This is a genomic window from Streptomyces sp. NPDC047061, assembly GCF_040643955.1.
Classification (GTDB): Bacteria; Actinomycetota; Actinomycetes; order Streptomycetales; family Streptomycetaceae; genus Streptomyces.
This window is the reverse complement of the sequence record NZ_JBEYVI010000003.1, coordinates 218,185-237,642: the sequence shown is the minus strand read 5'-3', so window position 1 is coordinate 237,642 and position 19,458 is coordinate 218,185. Positions and strand designations below refer to the sequence as shown.

The 19,458-nt window shown below is 71.6% G+C and carries 13 protein-coding genes; 5 read left to right on the top strand and 8 right to left on the bottom strand.

The features are described from left to right. Positions 1-131 precede the first annotated feature (131 nt). The 3 genes from ABZ887_RS07105 to rpsA form a co-directional block, all read right to left on the bottom strand. Positions 132-1,070, bottom strand: a complete 939-nt coding sequence (locus tag ABZ887_RS07105; RefSeq protein ID WP_361283865.1) for a PAC2 family protein — start codon at positions 1,068-1,070, stop codon at positions 132-134. A 165-nt stretch (positions 1,071-1,235) separates the two neighbouring features. Beyond that, the gene (locus ABZ887_RS07100; protein WP_361284615.1) at positions 1,236-2,762 is read right to left on the bottom strand and encodes a flavin monoamine oxidase family protein; all 1,527 of its coding nucleotides are present in this window, start codon (positions 2,760-2,762) and stop codon (positions 1,236-1,238) included. A gap of 476 nt (positions 2,763-3,238) precedes the next feature. After that, the gene (rpsA, locus tag ABZ887_RS07095) at positions 3,239-4,735 is read right to left on the bottom strand and encodes a 30S ribosomal protein S1 (protein ID WP_351705100.1); all 1,497 of its coding nucleotides are present in this window, start codon (positions 4,733-4,735) and stop codon (positions 3,239-3,241) included. Between the two features lie 367 nt (positions 4,736-5,102). Here rpsA and ABZ887_RS07090 point away from each other — a divergent pair, with 367 nt between their 5' ends. Further along, positions 5,103-5,951, top strand: a complete 849-nt coding sequence (locus ABZ887_RS07090) for a class I SAM-dependent methyltransferase (RefSeq protein WP_361284612.1) — start codon at positions 5,103-5,105, stop codon at positions 5,949-5,951. A 79-nt stretch (positions 5,952-6,030) separates the two neighbouring features. Then, positions 6,031-8,520: an ATP-dependent helicase HrpB gene (gene hrpB / locus ABZ887_RS07085; RefSeq protein WP_361283862.1), complete on the top strand. Its 2,490-nt coding sequence runs from the start codon at positions 6,031-6,033 to the stop codon at positions 8,518-8,520. On the opposite strand, the gene ABZ887_RS07080 is transcribed toward hrpB, so the two are convergent. From ABZ887_RS07080 to ABZ887_RS07070, 3 genes are all read right to left on the bottom strand, one after another. Beyond that, on the bottom strand, positions 8,510-9,502 hold the full coding sequence (locus ABZ887_RS07080; RefSeq protein WP_361283859.1) for a DUF3068 domain-containing protein: 993 nt from the start codon (positions 9,500-9,502) through the stop codon (positions 8,510-8,512). The two genes, hrpB and ABZ887_RS07080, sit on opposite strands and share 11 nt — an antisense overlap. Before the next feature lie 21 nt (positions 9,503-9,523). Next, positions 9,524-9,658: an SPW_0924 family protein gene (locus ABZ887_RS07075; protein ID WP_361283856.1), complete on the bottom strand. Its 135-nt coding sequence runs from the start codon at positions 9,656-9,658 to the stop codon at positions 9,524-9,526. A gap of 151 nt (positions 9,659-9,809) precedes the next feature. After that, a complete protein-coding gene (locus ABZ887_RS07070) occupies positions 9,810-11,558 on the bottom strand; it encodes a lytic transglycosylase domain-containing protein (RefSeq protein WP_361283853.1) in 1,749 nt (582 codons plus the stop codon). A gap of 313 nt (positions 11,559-11,871) precedes the next feature. On the opposite strand from ABZ887_RS07070, the gene ABZ887_RS07065 reads away from it, so the two are divergent. After that, positions 11,872-12,711 carry a DUF4184 family protein gene (locus ABZ887_RS07065; RefSeq protein ID WP_361283850.1) on the top strand — a complete coding sequence of 280 codons (840 nt, stop codon included), beginning with the start codon at positions 11,872-11,874 and terminating at the stop codon, positions 12,709-12,711. On the opposite strand, the gene ABZ887_RS07060 is transcribed toward ABZ887_RS07065, so the two are convergent. Both ABZ887_RS07060 and polA read right to left on the bottom strand, forming a co-directional pair. Beyond that, on the bottom strand, positions 12,647-13,018 hold the full coding sequence (locus ABZ887_RS07060) for a hypothetical protein (RefSeq protein WP_361283847.1): 372 nt from the start codon (positions 13,016-13,018) through the stop codon (positions 12,647-12,649). The genes ABZ887_RS07065 and ABZ887_RS07060 overlap by 65 nt on opposite strands. A gap of 347 nt (positions 13,019-13,365) precedes the next feature. Next, positions 13,366-16,092, bottom strand: a complete 2,727-nt coding sequence (gene polA, locus ABZ887_RS07055; protein WP_361283844.1) for a DNA polymerase I — start codon at positions 16,090-16,092, stop codon at positions 13,366-13,368. 323 nt (positions 16,093-16,415) lie between these two features. Here polA and ABZ887_RS07050 point away from each other — a divergent pair, with 323 nt between their 5' ends. After that, the gene (locus ABZ887_RS07050) at positions 16,416-18,710 is read left to right on the top strand and encodes an FdhF/YdeP family oxidoreductase (RefSeq protein WP_361283841.1); all 2,295 of its coding nucleotides are present in this window, start codon (positions 16,416-16,418) and stop codon (positions 18,708-18,710) included. 89 nt (positions 18,711-18,799) lie between these two features. Then, entirely contained in the window at positions 18,800-19,294 is a 495-nt protein-coding gene (locus ABZ887_RS07045) for a hotdog fold thioesterase (RefSeq protein ID WP_361283838.1), read from the top strand. Positions 19,295-19,458: the final 164 nt, after the last annotated feature.

Sequence of the window (19,458 nt, the reverse complement as noted above, 5' to 3'; positions counted from 1 at the left end):
AAAGGCTCGCTGCCCGGCGAAGGCTCGCCGCCCGCACGAGGCTCACCGCCCGGCCGATGCGGATCGCCCAGTCGGCGCGGATCGCCCTGCCCGTGAGGTCGCCCGGCCGGTGCGGGTCGCGCGCGGGAGCCTCAGTTGTCGCCCTCGCGCTCCGCGAGGAAGCGCTCGAACTCGAGGCCGATCTCGTCCGCCGAGGGGATCTCCACCGGCTCGGCAAGCATGTTGCCCCGGGTCTCGGCGCCCGCGGCCGCGTCGTACTGGTGCTCGAGTCCCTGCACCAGCGCGGTGAGCTCCTCGTCGCCCTCCTGGATCTGGCTGTCGATCTCCGTCTGCGTGCGGTGCGCGTCCGTGCGCAGGGCGTGCGCGATACCGGGGAGCACCAGGCCGGTGGCACCCGTGACAGCCTCCAGGACGGTCAGGGCGGCGTCCGGGTAGGGCGAGCGGGCGATGTAGTGCGGCACGTGCGCGGCGACGCCCAGGACGTCGTGGCCGGACTCCATGAGGCGGAACTCGAGCAGGGACTCGGCGCTGCCGGGCACCTGGGCCTCGTCGAAGGGGCTGCGGTGGCCGGGGACGAGGTCGGTGCGGTTGCCGTGCGGGGTGAGGCCCACGGGGCGGGTGTGCGGGACGCCCATGGGGATGCCGTGGAAGTTCACGGACAGGCGGACGCCCAGCCGCTCCACGATCTGCCGGACGGCCGCGGCGAAGCGCTCCCACTCGACGTCCGGCTCGGGGCCTGACAGCAGCAGGAACGGCGCGCCGGTGGCGTCCTGGACCAGCCGGACCTCGATGCTGGGCTCCTCGTACTCGGTCCAGCGGTCCCGCTTGAAGGTCAGCAGCGGGCGGCGCGCCCGGTAGTCCACGAGCCGGTCGTGGTCGAAGCGGGCGACGACCTGGTGGGGCAGCGAGTCGAGGAGCCGGTCGACGATCTGGTCGCCGGTCTCACCCGCGTCGATGTATCCGTCGAAGTGGTAGAGCATGACAAGACCTGCCGACTCCTGGGCCAGCGCCATGTCGACGACTGCCAGCCCCTTCGGCTCCCATGCGTACAAACCCTGCGGATCAAGCACTGTGACCGCTCCTCCTCGTGTTCGTACGGGTCAACGCGGCACTTCCCACAGGCATTCCCGCCGGTGCCCCGAACAGGCGCCTCTCACCGCCTTCTCATGCCGGGAGAGGGTGCACGCGCGCGTGCGTGCGTCCGCACCGGACGCGGGCACACGCGCGTGCCGGGGTCAGGCCGCCATCACGCGCGCGTGGAGCGCCGTCACCGACTTGCGCGCCGAGCTGAACGCGCCGTGCTGCCAGGCGTCCGTGTAGCTGAGCCAGTCGCCGGCGAACCAGACCCGGCCGCTGGGGTCGTTCAGGGGCTTGTAGCGCGCGTCGTCGGGGCCGCCGGGGGTGTCGTGCCAGGCGGCCTCCAGGTGGGGTGTCTGGCGCCAGTGGTGGGAGAAGGAGGAGGCCAGTTCGGTGCGGTACTTGTCGCCGTAGATCTTCACGCCGGCGGCGACCGCGCGCCGTTCGCGCTGGGCCGGGGTGAGCCTGGCGTAGGAGTCGGCGTCGTCGTCGTAGTTGTAGTAGCCGATGAGGACGCCCCGTTCGCCGTGGAAGCCGTACGAGGGGTGCCAGATGTGGGTGACGTCCTGGTCGGTCTCGGTGATGCCGCCGTAGATGTTGTGGTCCAGTTCCCACCAGCGGGAGCGGTACTCGAGGCCGATCTTGGCTGCGGACGACGGTGTGACGGCCTCCAGGGCGGTCTGCACCCCGGAGCCGAGGTTGTGCGGCACCTTGGCGAGGATGTTGGGCGGCATGGCGGCCACGCAGTAGTCGGCCTCCACGACCTTGGTACGGCCGCCCTGGGTGTACGTCACGGTGACGCCGTGCCCGGTGTCGGTGATCTTGGAGACGGCGGCTCCGGTACGGATGCGCCCGGCACCGATCGCCCGGGTGAGCGCCTTCGGTATCTGGTCCATGCCGCCGACCGGCTGGAACATCAGCATCGCCTGGTCGAAGCCGAACTCGAAGGAGAAGTAGCGTCCGACACCGCTCGCGAGCACCGCGGAGGCGGTCGGGACGTCGCCGAGGAGCACACCGGGGGTGCCCGCGGCGGCCGGTACGGTCGTGTATCCGCGCCGCTCACCGCCCTCGTACGTCAGCGTGTCGCCGAGTTCGCCCCAGTCCTTGAGGAACTCGACGAGCCGCTCCTGGTCGGTGGCCGTCAACTCCTTGTCCAGCGCACCCTTGTCGGTCGCTTTGGCGAGCAGCTCCGAGACATAGCCGTATACGTCGGCCTTGGCGGTGCGGTACCGCTCCGGCTTCGTCATGCCGGCGGACTCGTTGTAGATGTAGGCGTCGGCGTTGACGTTCGTGAACACCTGGATGGGAACGCCGAGTTCACGGCAGTAGTCGAGGGTGATCATCCACTGCGGGATCCGTGCCGGTCCCGCGTTCATGTAGTGGCCGTCGGCGAACCGTGCGGTCTGCGTGTTGCCGTAGAGGTCGGTGGTGGAGTCGCCGCCGCGCACGGTGAAGTTGCGTCCGCCGGTGCGGTCCCTGGCCTCCAGGATCGTACAGTCGTAGCCGGCCTTGCCCAGTTCGTAGGCGGTCGCGAGGCCGGCGATGCCGCCGCCTAGTACGACGACCTTGGCCGCGGCGCGCCCGGTGAGGGTGAAGTCGCTCGCGCTGAGCGCCCGGAAGGGCTGTTCACGCTGGGCGGCCTGGGCGGTGGGGGCGAGCCCGAGGGCTCCCATGGTGGCGAACATGGCGCCGGCGCCGCCGGTGAGACCGACGTTTCTCAGAAACGACCGCCGACTCGTCCCCGACCCGTAGTGAGGCTGTGTCATGACGCGACTCCCCTTCCGATCTTGAACGAAGACCGGGGAAGCGTCCCAGCGCCGCGTTACGGCCCGGCGGCTATTCGTGTATCCCACACGTTTCGGCGGCCGACCACGCCAACTCCCCCCAGGGGCACGCCAGTCGGCCACACCGACACCCCCAGGAGTGCGACGGGCGGCTGCGCCAACTTCCCCAGGAGTGCGGCGGACGGCACGCCAACTCCCTCAGGAGTGCGGCAGGCGGCCACACCAACTACCCCAGGGGCGCGGGGAACTGCGCGACCAGCCCCCACCGGGCCGCCGGCCGACAAACAACCGGGCAACCGGACATGCGGGCAACACGAAGGGGCCGCACCTCGAAAGGTGCGGCCCCTCAGTTATCGGCTAAGCCCAGTGGCCAGCGTTCAGCTCTGGCCACCCGCGAGCTTCTCGCGAAGCGCGGCCAGCGCCTCGTCCGAGGCCAGCGCACCGGAGGTGTCGGCGCCCTCGGAGGAGTACGAACCGCCGCCCGCGGCCGGAGCCGCACCCGCGGCGTCGCCACCCTCGGCAGCGGCAGCGGCGTCGGCCTCGCGGCTCTTGATGACCTGCTGCTGGTGCTGCTCGAAGCGCTGCTGCGCCTCGGCGTACTGGTGCTCCCACGCCTCCCGCTGGGTCTCGTAGCCCTCGAGCCAGTCGTTGGTCTCGGGGTCGAAGCCCTCGGGGTAGATGTAGTTGCCCTGGTCGTCGTAGGACGCGGCCATGCCGTACAGGGTCGGGTCGAACTCGACCGAGGCCGGGTCGGCACCGAAGGACTCGTTGGCCTGCTTCAGCGAGAGGCTGATGCGGCGGCGCTCGAGGTCGATGTCGATGACCTTGACGAAGATCTCGTCGTTGACCTGGACGACCTGCTCCGGGATCTCCACGTGGCGCTCGGCCAGCTCGGAGATGTGGACCAGACCCTCGATGCCCTCGTCCACGCGGACGAACGCACCGAACGGAACCAGCTTGGTGACCTTACCCGGGACGACCTGACCGATCTGGTGGGTCCGGGCGAACTGCTGCCACGGGTCTTCCTGGGTCGCCTTCAGCGACAGGGAGACACGCTCGCGGTCCATGTCGACGTCGAGGACCTCGACGGTGACCTCCTGGCCGACCTCGACAACCTCGGACGGGTGGTCGATGTGCTTCCAGGACAGCTCGGAGACGTGGACCAGACCGTCGACGCCACCCAGGTCCACGAAGGCACCGAAGTTGACGATCGAGGAGACCACACCGGAGCGGACCTGACCCTTCTGGAGGGTCGTGAGGAACGTCTGGCGGACCTCGGACTGGGTCTGCTCCAGCCAGGCACGGCGGGACAGGACCACGTTGTTGCGGTTCTTGTCCAGCTCGATGATCTTGGCCTCGAGCTCCTTGCCCACGTAGGGCTGGAGGTCGCGGACGCGGCGCATCTCGACCAGGGAGGCCGGGAGGAAGCCGCGGAGGCCGATGTCGAGGATGAGACCACCCTTGACGACCTCGATGACGGTACCGGTGACGATGCCGTCCTCTTCCTTGATCTTCTCGATGGTGCCCCAGGCACGCTCGTACTGCGCGCGCTTCTTCGAGAGGATCAGGCGGCCTTCCTTGTCCTCCTTCTGGAGGACGAGGGCCTCGATCTCGTCACCGACGGCGACGACCTCGTTGGGGTCGACGTCGTGCTTGATCGAGAGCTCGCGGCTCGGGATGACACCTTCGGTCTTGTAACCGATGTCGAGCAGGACCTCGTCCCGGTCGACCTTCACGATGACGCCGTCGACGATGTCGCCGTCGTTGAAGTACTTGATCGTCTCGTCGATCGCGGCGAGGAAGGCTTCCTCGTTACCGATGTCGTTGACCGCAACCTGCGGGGTGGTGGCGGTGGTCTCGGTGCTGCTCGTCATGTGAGAAAGGGCTCCGGTACGGACATTGAAGTCGTAGGTACTGCTTACGCCGGGAGCCTGTTTCGCTCTGAAGAAGCCGGACAGCCTGGGAAGCGCCACCCGAAACACCGGTGACGCCTCGACAACCGAGGGGACATACAACAGATGCGAGCGCAGCCTGCTACGTCTGAGGTGCGCAGGCCCGCAGCGCAACTTGTAGCATACGGGGGCAGCCGGGCAGGGTCAATGCGCGAAGGCGCACACCCGGGGCGGATCGCCGCATACCCGGCACAAGAAACGTCCCACCAGGCCACGCACTCCTGAGGGACCCCCTCCGTGACACACCCGCTGACGGGTTGCACGGAAGAGTACGACGAGGGAGCCGATCATCCAAGAGCCCGATTCGTTCGACCTCGCGGAGGCCGGTGCGACCACCGGCGCCGAGGCCGAACCGGAAGCCACCCGGCGTGCCGCCGGGATCGCGGAGAGCAGCCGGGCCAACCGGGGCTGGTGGGACCGCAACGCCGACGAGTACCAGGTCGAGCACGGCACGTTCCTCGGCGACGACCGTTTCGTGTGGGGCCCCGAGGGCCTCGACGAGGTGGAGGCGGAGCTGCTCGGCCCGGCGGAGGAGCTGAAGGCCAAGGACGTCCTGGAGATCGGCGCCGGCGCGGCCCAGTGCTCGCGCTGGCTGGCCGCCCAGGGAGCCCGCCCGGTCGCCCTGGACCTCTCGCACCGCCAGCTCCAGCACGCGCTGCGCATCGGCGGATCGTTTCCCCTGGTCTGCGCGGACGCGGGCGCGCTCCCCTTCGCGGACGCCTCCTTCGACCTGGTGTGCTCGGCGTACGGCGCGCTGCCCTTCGTCGCCGATCCGCGGCTGGTGCTGCGCGAGGTGCGGCGGGTGCTGCGGCCGGGCGGGCGGTTCGTCTTCTCGGTGACGCACCCGATCCGCTGGGCGTTCCCCGACGAGCCCGGCCCCGAAGGGCTCTCGGTCTCCGCCTCCTACTTCGACCGGACGCCGTACGTCGAGCAGGACGAGGACGGACACGCGGTGTACGTGGAGCACCACCGGACGCTCGGCGACCGGGTCCGGGACATCGCCGCCTCGGGTTTCCGGCTCGTCGACCTGGTGGAGCCGGAGTGGCCGGCCTGGAACACGTCCGAGTGGGGCGGCTGGTCCCCGCTGCGGGGCAATCTCATCCCCGGGACGGCGATCTTCGTGTGCGAGCGAGACTGAGCGTCTTGCGAGCAGGCCTGAGCGCCTGAGCGAAACGCGCGCGTGCGGGGTGCTTACGGGGGCGTACGACACTGGGTACGTGATCCGTTACGACGCCCTGGACGCGCTGCCCGTGCGGCAGGCCCTGCCCGGTCTGCGCGACGCCCTGGAGGGGCACGGCACCGCCGTCCTCGTGGCACCGCCCGGCACCGGCAAGACGACGCTGGTGCCACTGGCGCTGGCCGGGCTGCTGGGCGAGGGGCCCGCGCGGCGGGTCGTGGTGGCCGAGCCGCGCCGGATCGCCGCCCGCGCGGCGGCCCGCCGGATGGCCTGGCTGCTCGGCGAGCAGGTCGGGCGGAGCGTCGGCTACACCGTGCGCGGCGAGCGGGTCGTGGGCCGGCACGCGCGCGTGGAGGTCGTCACGACCGGTGTGCTGTTGCAGCGTCTGCAACGCGACCAGGAGCTGTCCGGCGTGGACGTCGTGGTCCTCGACGAGTGCCACGAGCGCCATCTGGACGCCGACACGGTGGCGGCCTTCCTCTGGGACGTGCGGGAGACCCTGCGGCCTGAGCTGCGCCTGGTGGCCGCGTCGGCGACGACGGACGCGCAGGGCTGGGCGCGGCTGCTGGGCGGGGCGCCGGTGATCGAGGCGGCCGGTGTCGCGTACCCCGTGGAGACGGTGTGGACGCCGCCGGCACGTCCGGTACGGCCGCCGCACGGGATGCGCGTCGACCCGGCGCTGCTGGCGCATGTGGGGTCGGTGGTGCGGCGGGCCCTGGCCGAGCGGGACGGTGACGTGCTGTGCTTCCTGCCCGGCGTGGGCGAGATCGCGCGCGTGGCGGGCCGGCTGGGCGACCTGGGGGACGTGGAGGTGCTCCAGGTGCACGGCAGGGCACCGGCCGCCGTCCAGGACGCGGTGCTGGCGCCCGGGGCCCGGCGCCGGGTGGTGCTGGCGACGGCGGTCGCCGAGTCCTCGCTCACCGTCCCCGGCGTACGGGTGGTCGTCGACGCGGGGCTCGCCCGGGAGCCGCGGGTGGACCACGCGCGCGGGCTGAGCGCGCTGGCGACGGTACGGGCGTCCCGCGCGGCCGGGCGGCAGCGGGCGGGGCGGGCCGGGCGGGAGGCGCCGGGGGCGGTGTACCGCTGCTGGTCCGAGGCCGAGGACGCCCGCCTGACGGCCTTTCCGGCCCCGGAGATCAGAGTGGCCGACCTGACCGCGTTCGCCCTCCAGGCGGCATGCTGGGGCGATCCGGGGGCCTCGGGACTGGCGCTGCTGGACCCGCCGCCGGCCGGGGCGATGACGGCGGCGCGGGAGGTGCTGACGGCGATCGGTGCGGTCGACTCCGCCGGACGGGCGACGGAGCGGGGGCTGCGGCTGGCCCGGCTGGGGGTGCATCCGCGGCTGGGACGGGCGCTGCTGGACACCCCGGGCGGAGGTGCCGAGGTGGTGGCGCTGCTGAGCGAGGAGGCTCCGCGGGAGTACGGGGACGATCTGGCGGCCGCGCTGCGTGCCGCCCGGCGGGGCGGTGACGCCTATGCCGGGCGCTGGCTCGCGGAGGTGCGGCGGCTCAGGGCGGACGGCGAGGGCGCGTCGGCCTCGACGTCGGGGTCCGGCGTGGACGACCGCATCGTGGGGCGCGTCGCCGCTCTCGCCTTCCCCGAGCGGGTCGCCAGGGCCGACGGAGGGTCGTACCTGATGGCCTCCGGCACCCGGGCCGAGCTCGGTGAGGGCAGTCCGCTGCGCGGTGCGCCGTGGATCGCCGTGGCCGTGGCGGACCGTCCGGTCGGCAGCGGGCACGCGCGGGTGCGGCTCGCGGCGGCGGTGGACGAGGACACGGCCAGGTCGGCGGCCGCGTCGCTGTACGCGGAGCAGCAAGAAGTCCGCTGGGCCGACGGGGACGTCGTAGCGCGGCGGGTGGAGCGGCTGGGGGCGATCGAGCTCACGGTGCGGCCGTTGCGGGACGCCGACCCGATCCTGGTGCGCGCCGCGCTGCTCGACGGGCTGCGGCGCGAAGGGCTCGGCCTGCTGCGGTGGACGCCCGACGCCGCCGTACTGCGGCAGCGGCTCGCCTTTCTCCGGCTGCGTCTCGGTGAGCCCTGGCCGGACGTGTCCGACGACGCGCTGCACGCGCGCGTGGACGAATGGCTGGAGCCGGAGTTCGGCCGGGCCCGGCGGCAGGCCGACCTCGGGCGGATCGACGCCGGGGAGGCGCTGCGGCGGCTGCTGCCGTGGGCGGGCGGGGAGGCCGGGCGGCTGGACGAGCTGGCGCCGGAGCGGATCGCCGTACCGAGTGGGTCCCGGATCCGGGTCGACTACGCCAATCCCGAACAGCCCGTGCTCGCCGTGAAGCTGCAGGAGATGTTCGGCCTGCAGGAGTCGCCCGCCGTGGCCGGGGTGCCGGTGCTCGTGCATCTGCTGTCCCCCGCCGGGCGGCCCGCCGCGGTCACCGCCGACCTCGCCTCCTTCTGGAGGGACGGGTACAAGGGCGTACGGGCCGAGCTGCGCGGGCGGTATCCGAAGCATCCCTGGCCCGAGGATCCCGCCACCGCCGAGCCCACCCGGCACACCAACGCGCGGCTCAGGCGCTGACCGGTTCCGGGACCGAGGTGTCGACCGGTGCCGGGTCGGCGGGGCGGCGGCTGCGGGCCTCCAGGTAGAGGGAGAGGGCGAGCAGCGCGAGGCCGAGGGACAGGAAGCCCCAGGGGAGGTAGGAGGTCAGCATCAGGACGAGGGTGCGGTTGTGCTTGACCAGGGCGACCGTGTGCTCGATGTAGTCCTCGCGCATCTTCACGTCGCCGGCGAAGGCCGTCACCTTGGCGCGGCCGCCCAGCAGGGTGCCGCCGCGCAGCTCCTCCTTGTGGATCTCCTCGCCGTAGACGGGCGCCCCGGTGGCCGGCTCGACCCAGAACTTGCGGACGGTGGTGTACCAGCGGGTGGTGCCGGTCTTGGCGACGGACTCGGCGGTGATGCCCTGCACCGGCAGCTTCTTGGGCATGGGGACCTTGGTCCAGGGGATGGTCTGCTCGAAGTAGTAGACCTTGACGCCCCGGAAGGTCTGCGTCCCCTTGTAGTGGATGGGGTTGGTGGTGCGGGTCTGCGCGTCGAAGTACTCGTAGTCCCGTTTCTCGGTCAGGAACGGGAACTTGAACTCGATGCCGTCCCGTGCCACGGGGTCGCCGTCAACCATCTCGCCGGTGGCGTGCACGGGCTCCTGGCTGTGCGCGTCGAAGATGTAGCGCTCGGGGATCTCGGAGACCATCTTGCCGTCGGGTCCCTGGACGTAGGACAGGCCGTCCCAGACGACGACGTCCCGGCCCGCCGTCTTCTCGATCTTCTTCGCGGCCGCCACGTCGCCCTTGAGGGTCTGCACGATGGTGACCTGGGGGACCTTCTTCGCCTTCATGGTGCCGTAGTCGAGGAGCGTGGCGTTCTTCGCCACCAGGACCATGTCCTGGTACTGGTTCGCCGGGATCTTGGCGAGCCGCGGGAAGGCGTACCAGCGCAGCAGCGGGGACAGCGTCGCGAAGAACACGGCGAAGGCGAGCAGGACCAGACTGGCCTTGCGGCGCATCTCGGCCTCCCGGGGCGGCGGTTACGGGTGTGAGGGCACCGTCGTGAGCAGCGGTTTCGGGGACGTCTTCCCGTCCGGCGACCCGAAGGCACTGATGGTCGCGACCAGGGCGAACGCGAGGGCGAGACCGGTCGCGGCGGCGATCAGGGCACGCATGCGGGACCTCCCTACGGCCGACGGCTTCCTGATGGCTCGTCAGGTCCGGGCACCGTAGCAACGGGAAGGTGAGATGAGAACAGGTCGTACGACGACGAGGGCGCCGTCCCGCGTCGGCGGGAGGGCGCCCTGGGTGTCGTACGACGGTGGATCAGGAGGTCGCGGAAGCGCTCGGGGAGGCGGAGGGCGACGCGGACGCGCTCTCGGAAGCGGTCGGCGACGGGCTCGGCGAGCTGTCCGCCGCGGCGACCGTCAGCTCGACGGTGAGCGTGGCGCCGCCGGTGGTGGTGATACGGAGCAGGAACGTGCCGGTGCTGTCGTCCGCGTACAGCTTGGGCAGCGTGAGCAGGCCGTTCGCGTCCGTCCGGAGGTCCGTGAGGGTGCGCACGGCGTTGCCGTCCGCGTCCTTGAAGTACGGGCCCTTGTCGTTCGTGCTCGTGTCGTCGGCCGACTTGACGAGCGTGGCGGTGGCGGCGACCTTGTCGGCGACGGCGCCCTGGTAGGTGGCCTTCGCCTGTACCTGGTCGGCGAACTCGCCGCCCGGGGTGCAGGTCAGCGAGGTGGTGTTGGCGAGGGCGAGGGTGTCGGCGGCGCGCGCGGTGACGGTCGCGTCGTAGTCGACGCCCTTGACGGTGCGGCCGACCACGCTCGCGTGGACCGTGAAGTCGCCGGTCTTCTCGCCCGCCTGGAGCGCCGGGGCGACGGCGACGCCCTTGCTGTCGGTGACGACCGTGGCGACGCTCTCGCCGCCGGCGAAGGTCGCGTCCGTGTCCCCGACGATGGTGAAGCGGACCCGGACCTTGGCGACGACCCGGCCGGCGACGGTCTCCGCGCGCGTGCTGATCTGCTTGCCGAACGCGTCGCCGGCCATCGCCGTGAGTGTGGCGGTGCCCGCGTCCTCCAGGTGGTCCACGGTGTCGGTCGCCGTGGACGGCACGGTGGGTGACGTGCTCGGGGTGCTCGGCGTGGGTGCGTCGGGACTCGGCGTGGTCTTGGTCGGCTTCGTCGTGGAGCCGTCGGAACCGGAGCCGGAGCCGGTCGAGCCGTCGCTGCGGTGCGAGGGCAGGGTTCCCGTGCCGTCCGGGACCGAGTGGGTGCCCTTGCGGTAGAACTCGTACCAGGACAGGACCAGGTTGAGGTAGTCCTGCGAGTTGTTGTAGCTGAGGATCGCGCTGTTCATGTCGGCCTGGACGGACAGGTCCCAGCCGTAGCGGCACAGGTAGTGGCCGGCGGCGAGCGCCGCGTCGTAGACGTTGTTCGGGTCCTTGACGCCGTCGCCGTTGCCGTCGCGGCCCGCCCACGCCCAGGTCGAGGGGATGAACTGCATGGGGCCGACGGCCTGGTCGTACTGGCTGTTGCCGTCGTACTTGCCGCCGTCGGTGTCCGCGATGAGCGCGAAGCCGTTGCCGTCGAGCTGCGGGCCGAGGATCCGGTGCAGGGTGTTGCCCTCGGCGTCGACGTCGCCGCCGCGGGCCTGGCCGGACTCGACCTTGCCGATGGCCGCGAGCAGCTGCCACGGCAGGTTGCAGCCGGGCTTGGAACTGCGCAGCTCCGCCTCGGCCTTCTTGTAGGCGTCGAGGACGGTGGCGGGTATGCCGGCCTCGGCCGCGCCCCGGGAGACGGCGGTGCCGATGCTCGACGAGGAGGCCGTGGGGCTCGCGCTGGGCTTCGGGCTGTTGAGCGGCGGCAGGTCCGTGTAGTACGGCGAGTTGCCGGTGGCGCCGTCGGCGGCCCCGGCTCCGTCGGGTGCGGAGGTGCTGGCGCCGGCGTTGGCCTGTCTGCCCGTGTCCCCGGTGGTGGCGCCCGGAGCCTGGGAAGCGGACAGTGCCGCCACCGCCAACGCGGCCGCGGCGGTCGTCGCCGCTCCCTTGCGCAGCCGCTTGCCGAATTGCGCCGCCATAAGGTGAACCCCTCCCATGGACGCCTTCTGAGCGCCCGTCTCCGTCTGTCCGCTCGCCTCTGGTGTGACGGTCGACCCGGTGCTGTGGTTGCCCCCTGTTACCTCTTTCGCGTGGTGAGGTAGCGCATCCGGCCGTGCACGCCGGGGCGGCGACCCAGGCGACCCTACGACAACTTCCTTTCCACGGACACCCGGCGGTGCCCGATTTTCACCAGTTGGCCATTCCCCGTTGAACGATGGTCGTGTCGCGGATACTTGCTGTACGCGATCACTTGTTCGGCGCTCCGGCCGACGACTCTTCCAGGAGGCCCCGGTGCCGTTCACTCTCAGCCATGCCGCCGCCGTGCTGCCCGCCGTGCGCGGCGACGGGACCGGGCGCGGACGGCTGGTACCGGCGGTGCTGGTCGCGGGGTCCTTCGCACCCGACCTCACCTACTACGCGGCGAGCGCGGTGCCGGACGCGATGGAGTTCGGCTCGGTCACGCACTCCTTCGCCGGTGTCCTCACCGTCGACGTGCTGTTCTCCTGGGCGCTGGTGGCGCTGTGGCTGCTGGTCCGGGAACCCCTCGTGGCCCTCGCGCCCCGCGCCCGGCAGGGGCGGGTGGCCGCGCTGCTGCGCTGCGGGGCGCCACGCGCGCGTGCGGGGTTCCCGGTGGCCGCGTGGTGGTACGTCTCCGCCGTGCTCGGCGGGCTCACGCACGTCGTCTGGGACGCGTTCACTCACCACGACCGCTGGGGGACGCGGCTGATCCCGGCGATCGGGCGGAACGTCGCGGGCATGCCGCTGTACACCCTGCTCCAGTACGGCAGTTCGGCGGTCGGCGCGGTCGTGCTCGCCGTGTGGACGGTCCGCGCGGTACGGCGGGCGCCGGCGGCGGAGCCGGTGGGGGTGCCGCTGCTGTCGGTACGGGACCGGTGGTGGGCCGGCGCCGGAATCACCGGCTGCGCCCTGCTCGCGGCGGTGCAGCGGGCGCTGCGGTGGTGGGAGTACTGGGGGGCTACGGCCAAACCCTGGGAGCTGCTCCCCACGGTGCTCTTCGGAACCGGCGCGGGGCTGTTGCTCGGGGTGCTGGGGTACGCCGTGGCGGTCAGGGTGTGGCGTCCGGCTCCGGTGGCCGGCGGCGTGCGGCGGAGCCCGTCGGCCGTTCGGTGAGGCTCGCCACGAACACGGTCATGGTGCGGGGGCGGCGGGGGCCGGGGAGCGCGGTGAGGAGCAGCGCGAGGTAGCTGCGGGCGAGGTCGAGCCACTGGCGCAGGTCGGGGCGGGCGCGCAGCCGGCGTCGGAGGCGGGTGGCCGACCGGCGCACGGAGACCGCAAGGTCGGCGGGGATGCTGGCGGAGCTGGCGCCGACCGCCTGGGCCGGGGCCGACGGGGACGCCGTGACCTGAGCGGAGGCGGAACGGGCCTTGGCCGGAGGCCTGCTCTGGGGCGTCCGGCGGTGAACCATGCGTATACCCATGGCCGCATCCTTGCCGGTGGCGGGGGCCGGGGCGTTCTGACGGGGTCCACGCGAGTGATGAGGCAGCCCCGCCTTTTTTTGCTTTGGCCCCCCTCGCCTCGCTTTGCTGTGCTCCCCTTCGCCTCGCTTTGCTCTGCCCCTCTTCGCTCCGCTGCCCTCCTCTTTTCTCCGCCGCAACAGCGAGCAGCCACAGCGGCGCTTCCCGGCGGTGCCGAACCGGGCGCGTCCCGTGGGTTCGGCACCGCCGGAAGCCACCATCGTGGCTGAGCACCGTCGCGGCGGAGAAACAAGGGCGCGGCGGAGAGGGGGGCCAGAGCGGCGCCCTCTCTCGGTGCTCGCCGGAGGCGTCAGTGGGCGGCCGACTCCCAGTCCGGGCCCACGCCCACCGACACGTCCAGGGGCGCCCTGAGGTGGACCGCGTCGGACATCTGGTCGCGCAGGAGCGCTTCTACCCGGTCCCGCTCGCCGGGGGCGACCTCCAGGACGATTTCGTCGTGGACCTGGAGGAGCATCCGGGACTTCAGCTCCGACTCGCGCAGCGCGCCGTCCACCCTCAGCATGGCGATCTTGACGATGTCCGCCGCCGTGCCCTGGATGGGCGCGTTGAGCGCCATCCGCTCGGCCGCCTCCCGGCGCTGGCGGTTGTCGCTGTTGAGGTCGGGGAGGTAGCGGCGGCGGCCGAAGAGCGTGGCCGTGTAGCCGGTGGCACGCGCCTCGTCGACGACCCGGCGCAGGTAGTCGCGGACCCCGCCGAAGCGCTCGAAGTACGTGTCCATCAGGGCCCGGGCCTCGCCCGCGTCGATGTTCAGCTGCTGGGAGAGGCCGAACGCCGACAGACCGTACGCGAGGCCGTACGACATCGCCTTGATCTTGCGGCGCATCTCCGCGTCGACGGCCGAGCGGTCGACGTCGAACACCTGGGAGGCGACCGTGTTGTGCAGGTCCTCCCCGGAGCTGAACGCCTCGATCAGGCCCTCGTCCTCGGAGAGGTGGGCCATCACGCGCAGCTCGATCTGGCTGTAGTCCGCGGTCATGAGCGACTCGAAGCCCTCGCCCACGACGAAGCCCCGGCGGATCGCCCGGCCCTCGTCGGTGCGGACCGGGATGTTCTGGAGGTTGGGGTCGGTGGAGGAGAGGCGGCCGGTCGCGGCGACGGTCTGGTTGAAGGTGGTGTGGATGCGGTCGTCGGCGGCGACGGTCTTGATGAGGCCCTCGACCGTGACCCTCAGCTTGGCCTGCTCGCGGTGCCGGAGCATGATCACCGGCAGTTCGTTCTCGGTCTGGCCGGCGAGCCAGGCGAGCGCGTCGGCGTCGGTGGTGTAACCGGTCTTGGTCTTCTTCGTCCTGGGCAGCGCCAGCTCACCGAAGAGGACCTCCTGGAGCTGCTTGGGCGAGCCCAGGTTGAACTCGTGGCCGGCCGCCGCGTGCGCCTCCTTCACGGCCTGCTGCACCGCGCCCGCGAACATCTGCTCCATCGCTTCCAGATGCGCGCGGTCGGCGGCGATGCCGTGCCGCTCCATGCGGGCCAGCAGGACCGACGTGGGCAGTTCCATGTCACGGAGGAGATCCGCCGCGCCGACCTCCTGGAGCCGCTCCCCGAAGGCCTCGCCGAGGTCGAGGATCGCGCGGGCCTGGATCATCAGCGCCTCGGCCTCGGCGCCGTCCTCCGCGCCGAACGCGAGCTGGCCGTCGGCCGCGGCGGCGGGGGCCAGCTCGCGGTGCAGGTACTCCAGGGACAGCGCGTCCAGGTCGAAGGAGCGGCGGCCGGGCTTGACCAGGTAGGCGGCGAGCGCGGTGTCCATGGCGACGCCCTCGATGGTCCAGCCGTGCTCGGCGAAGACCCGCATGGCGCCCTTGGCGTTGTGGAAGACCTTGGGCCGCGCGGCGTCGGCCAGCCAGGCCGCCCACGCGTTCTCGTCGGCCTCGTCCAGCTCGGCGGGGTCGAACCAGGCGGCCGGGCCGTCGGCCGTGGCGAGGGCGACCTCGGCGACCGAGCCGGTGCCGAGCGCCCAGGTGTCGACGGTGACGATGCCCAGCGGACCGGTGCCGTGCCCGGCGAGCCAGCCGGCCAGCTCGCCGGTGCCCAGGACGGTGGCGTCGACCTCCACGCCCGCTTCGGCGACCGGTGTGGACTCGGCCTCCTCGGCGCCGGGGTCGACGGCATAGAGCCGCTCGCGCAGTGACGGGTTGCGGATCTCCAGGGTGTCCAGGATCATCGCGACGTTCTTGCGGTCGTACGGCGCGCGCTCCAGGTCGGCGACCGTCTTCGGCAGCTCCACGGCCCGCTCCAGCTCGGTGAGCCGACGGTTCAGCTTGACGGACTCCAGGTGGTCGCGGAGGTTCTGGCCGGCCACGCCCTTCACCTCGTCGACGCGCTCGACCAGCTCGGCGAAGGAACCGAACTCGTTGATCCACTTCGCGGCGGTCTTCTCGCCGACCTTGGGGATGCCGGGCAGGTTGTCGGACGGGTCACCGCGCAGGGCCGCGAAGTCGGGGTACTGGGCGGGCGTCAAGCCGTACTTCTCGAAAACCTTCTCCGGGGTGAAGCGGGTCAGCTCGGAGACGCCCTTCGTCGGGTAGAGGACCGTGGTGTGCTCGGTGACCAATTGGAAGGAGTCGCGGTCGCCGGTGACGATCAGGACCTCGAAGCCCTCGGCCTCGGCCTGGGTGGCGAGGGTGGCAATGATGTCGTCGGCCTCGAAGCCCTCGACGGCGAAGCGCTGCGCGTGCATGGCGTCGAGCAGCTCGCCGATCAGCTCGACCTGGCCCTTGAACTCGTCCGGCGTCTTGGAGCGGTTCGCCTTGTACTCGGGGAACTCCTCGGAGCGCCAGGTCTTGCGCGAGACGTCGAACGCCACTGCGAAGTGCGTGGGTGCCTCGTCACGCAGGGTGTTGGCCAGCATCGACGCGAAGCCGTAGATCGCGTTCGTCGGCTGGCCCGTCGCGGTCGTGAAGTTCTCCGCGGGCAGCGCGAAGAACGCGCGGTACGCCAGCGAGTGCCCGTCCATGAGCATCAGCCGGGGACGGGGGCCGCCGGGGGTCTTGTCGGTCTGCTTCGCTGCTGTCTCTGCCACGCCCCCGATCCTGCCACGCCGCACTGACAGTGAGGGCCGACGGTTCGGGTTGCGGCGGGCCCGGCACCGCCGGACGGCGCCGTCGCGGCTGATCAGCGTCGCGGCCGATCAGCGTCGCCGCCAAGAAGTCACAACCGAGAAGTCGCGACCGAGAAGTCACGGCCGACAGGGCGCGACCGAGAAGCCGACAGGGCGCGGCCCAGAAGTCGGCAGCAGACATTGCTTGCGTTCCGCTCCGCAGACCGTGCTCGATCGCTGTCGGTGGCACGTGCGACTATCGGGTGTCCAGGGCAGTGGTGCCGGTGTAGTAGGGAGAACGTGCGATGGCGACGAAGCCGCCCAAGGAGGATCCGGTCCAGGACGCGCCGCAGGTCGCGGAGCCGAAGCACGCGGCCGCGGGGCTGCCCGCCATCGGGCACACCCTGCGCATCGCGCAGCAGCAGATGGGCGTGAAGCGCACCGCGCTGACGCTGCTGCGCGTCAACCAGAAGGACGGCTTCGACTGCCCCGGCTGCGCCTGGCCGGAGCCCGATCACCGGCACGCGGCCGAGTTCTGCGAGAACGGCGCCAAGGCGGTGGCCGAGGAGGCCACCCTGCGCCGGGTGGCGCCCGAGTTCTTCGCGGAGCACTCCGTGGCCGACCTGCACCACCGCAGCGGTTACTGGCTGGGGCAGCAGGGGCGGCTCACCCACCCCATGTATCTCGCCGAGGGCGCCGAGCACTACGAGCCGGTCGACTGGGAGCGCGCCTTCGACATCATCGGCGAGGAGATCGCGGCTCTCTCCTCCCCCGACGAGGCGGTCTTCTACACCTCGGGGCGGACCAGCAACGAGGCCGCGTTCCTGTACCAGCTGTTCGCACGCGAGCTGGGCACGAACAACCTGCCGGACTGCTCCAACATGTGCCACGAGTCCTCGGGCTCGGCGCTGACCGAGACGATCGGCATCGGCAAGGGCAGCGTCCACCTGGAGGACCTGTACAAGGCGGACCTGATCATCGTCGCCGGGCAGAACCCGGGGACCAACCACCCCCGGATGCTCTCCGCCCTGGAGAAGGCCAAGGCCAACGGTGCGAAGATCATCAGCGTCAACCCGCTCCCGGAGGCCGGCCTGGAGCGGTTCAAGAACCCGCAGACCCCCCAGGGCATGCTCAAGGGCGCCGCGCTGACCGACCTGTTCCTGCAGATCCGCATCGGCGGCGACCAGGCCCTGTTCCGGCTCCTCAACAAGCTCGTCCTGGAGACCGGCGGCGCGGTCGACGAGGAGTTCGTGCGCGAACACACCCACGGATTCGAGGAGTTCGCCGAGGCCGCCCGGGCCGCCGACTGGCACGAGACGCTCACTGCCACCGGACTCACGCGCGAGGAGATCGAGCAGGCCCTCGGCATGGTGCTCGCCTCGGAGCGCACCATCGTCTGCTGGGCGATGGGGCTCACCCAGCACAAGCACTCGGTGCCGACCATCCGGGAGGTCGTCAACTTCCTGCTGCTGCGCGGCAACATCGGCCGCGCCGGTGCCGGCGTCTGCCCGGTGCGCGGCCACTCGAACGTGCAGGGCGACCGCACGATGGGCATCTTCGAGCGGCCCGCTCCCGCCTTCCTGGACGCCCTGGAGCGGGAGTTCGGCTTCGCGCCCCCGCGCGAGCACGGCTTCGACGTGGTCCGGGCCATCGAGGCGCTGCGCGACGGCGAGGCGAAGGTCTTCTTCGCGATGGGCGGCAACTTCGTCGGGGCCACCCCCGACACGGAGGTCACCGAGGCGGCGATGCGGCGTGCGCGGCTGACCGTGCACGTGTCGACGAAGCTCAACCGCTCGCACGTGGTCACGGGCGCGCGTGCGCTGATCCTGCCGACGCTCGGCCGGACCGAGCGCGATCTCCAGGGCGGTGGCGAGCAGTTCGTGACCGTCGAGGACTCCATGGGCATGGTGCACGCCTCACGCGGCCGCCTGGAGCCCGCGAGCCCGCGCCTGCTGTCGGAGCCGGCCATCGTGTGCCGCCTGGCCCGCCGGGTGCTCGGCGAGAACAGCCGTACGCCGTGGGAGGAGTTCGAGAAGGACTACGCGACGATCCGGGACCGCATAGCGCGCGTGATACCTGGCTTCGAGGACTTCAACGCGCGTGTGGCGCACCCGGGCGGCTTCGCGCTCCCGCACGCCCCGCGCGACGAGCGCCGGTTCCCGACGGCCACCGGCAAGGCGAACTTCACGGCGGCCCCGGTGGAGTACCCCGAACTGCCCGAGGGCCGGCTGCTGTTGCAGACACTGCGCTCGCACGACCAGTACAACACCACGATCTACGGCCTGGACGACCGCTACCGGGGCATCAGGAACGGGCGCCGGGTGGTCCTGGTGAACCCGGAGGACGCCCGGCTGCTGGGCGTCGCCGACGGGGCGTACGTGGACCTGGTCGGCGAGTGGAAGGACGGTGTGGAGCGCCGGGCGCCGGGCTTCCGGGTGGTGCACTACCCGACCGCCCGGGGCTGTGCGGCCGCGTACTACCCGGAGACCAATGTGCTGGTGCCGCTCGACGCGACCGCGGACACCAGCAACACCCCGGCCAGCAAGTCCGTGGTGATCCGTCTGGAGGCAGGTGTGCCGCACCCGAGGACCGCCGTCTGAGCGCCCGCTCAGGTCGTCTGGAAGAATCGGCGGCCGACTGAGCGTTTGCTCAGTCGGAGAGACAGCCGCATGACGAACGGAGCCGGCCCATGGGCGAGCAGCAGCACGTGAAGTTCCCGCAGGAGGTCATCGACGAGTACGCCGCGCTCGGCGTCGACCTGCGGGCCCTGTTCTCGGCGGGCCACCTCGGCAACCGCATGGGCGTCCAGATCGTGGAGGCCTCCGCGGAGCGGGTCGTCGGCACCATGCCGGTGGAGGGCAACACCCAGCCGTACGGGCTGTTGCACGGCGGTGCCAGCGCGGTGCTGGCGGAGACCCTGGGCTCGGTCGGTTCGATGCTGCACGGCGGCAGTTCGAAGATCGCGGTGGGTGTCGACCTGAACTGCACGCATCACCGCGGGGCCCGCTCCGGCCTGGTCACGGGCGTGGCCACGCCCGTCCACCGGGGGCGTTCGACGGCGACGTACGAGATCGTGATCAGCGACGAGGAGGGCCGGCGGGTGTGCAGCGCCCGGCTGACCTGTCTGCTGCGTGACGTGCGCCCGGGAGACGAGGTCCACGTCCAGCAGGGCTCCGGCGCCTGAGGAGCACCCCGGCGGAGCGAACGGCCTCGGCACCGCGAGCCGAGGTCAGCGCCCGGGTAAGAGAGCGGCGCGCAGCGCGCCCCGCACCACCCCGGCGCACCCCGCCGGGAAATGCGAAGAAGTTCCGAAGGCTTGACTTTCTTTCCCCGGTGTAACTCTACGTA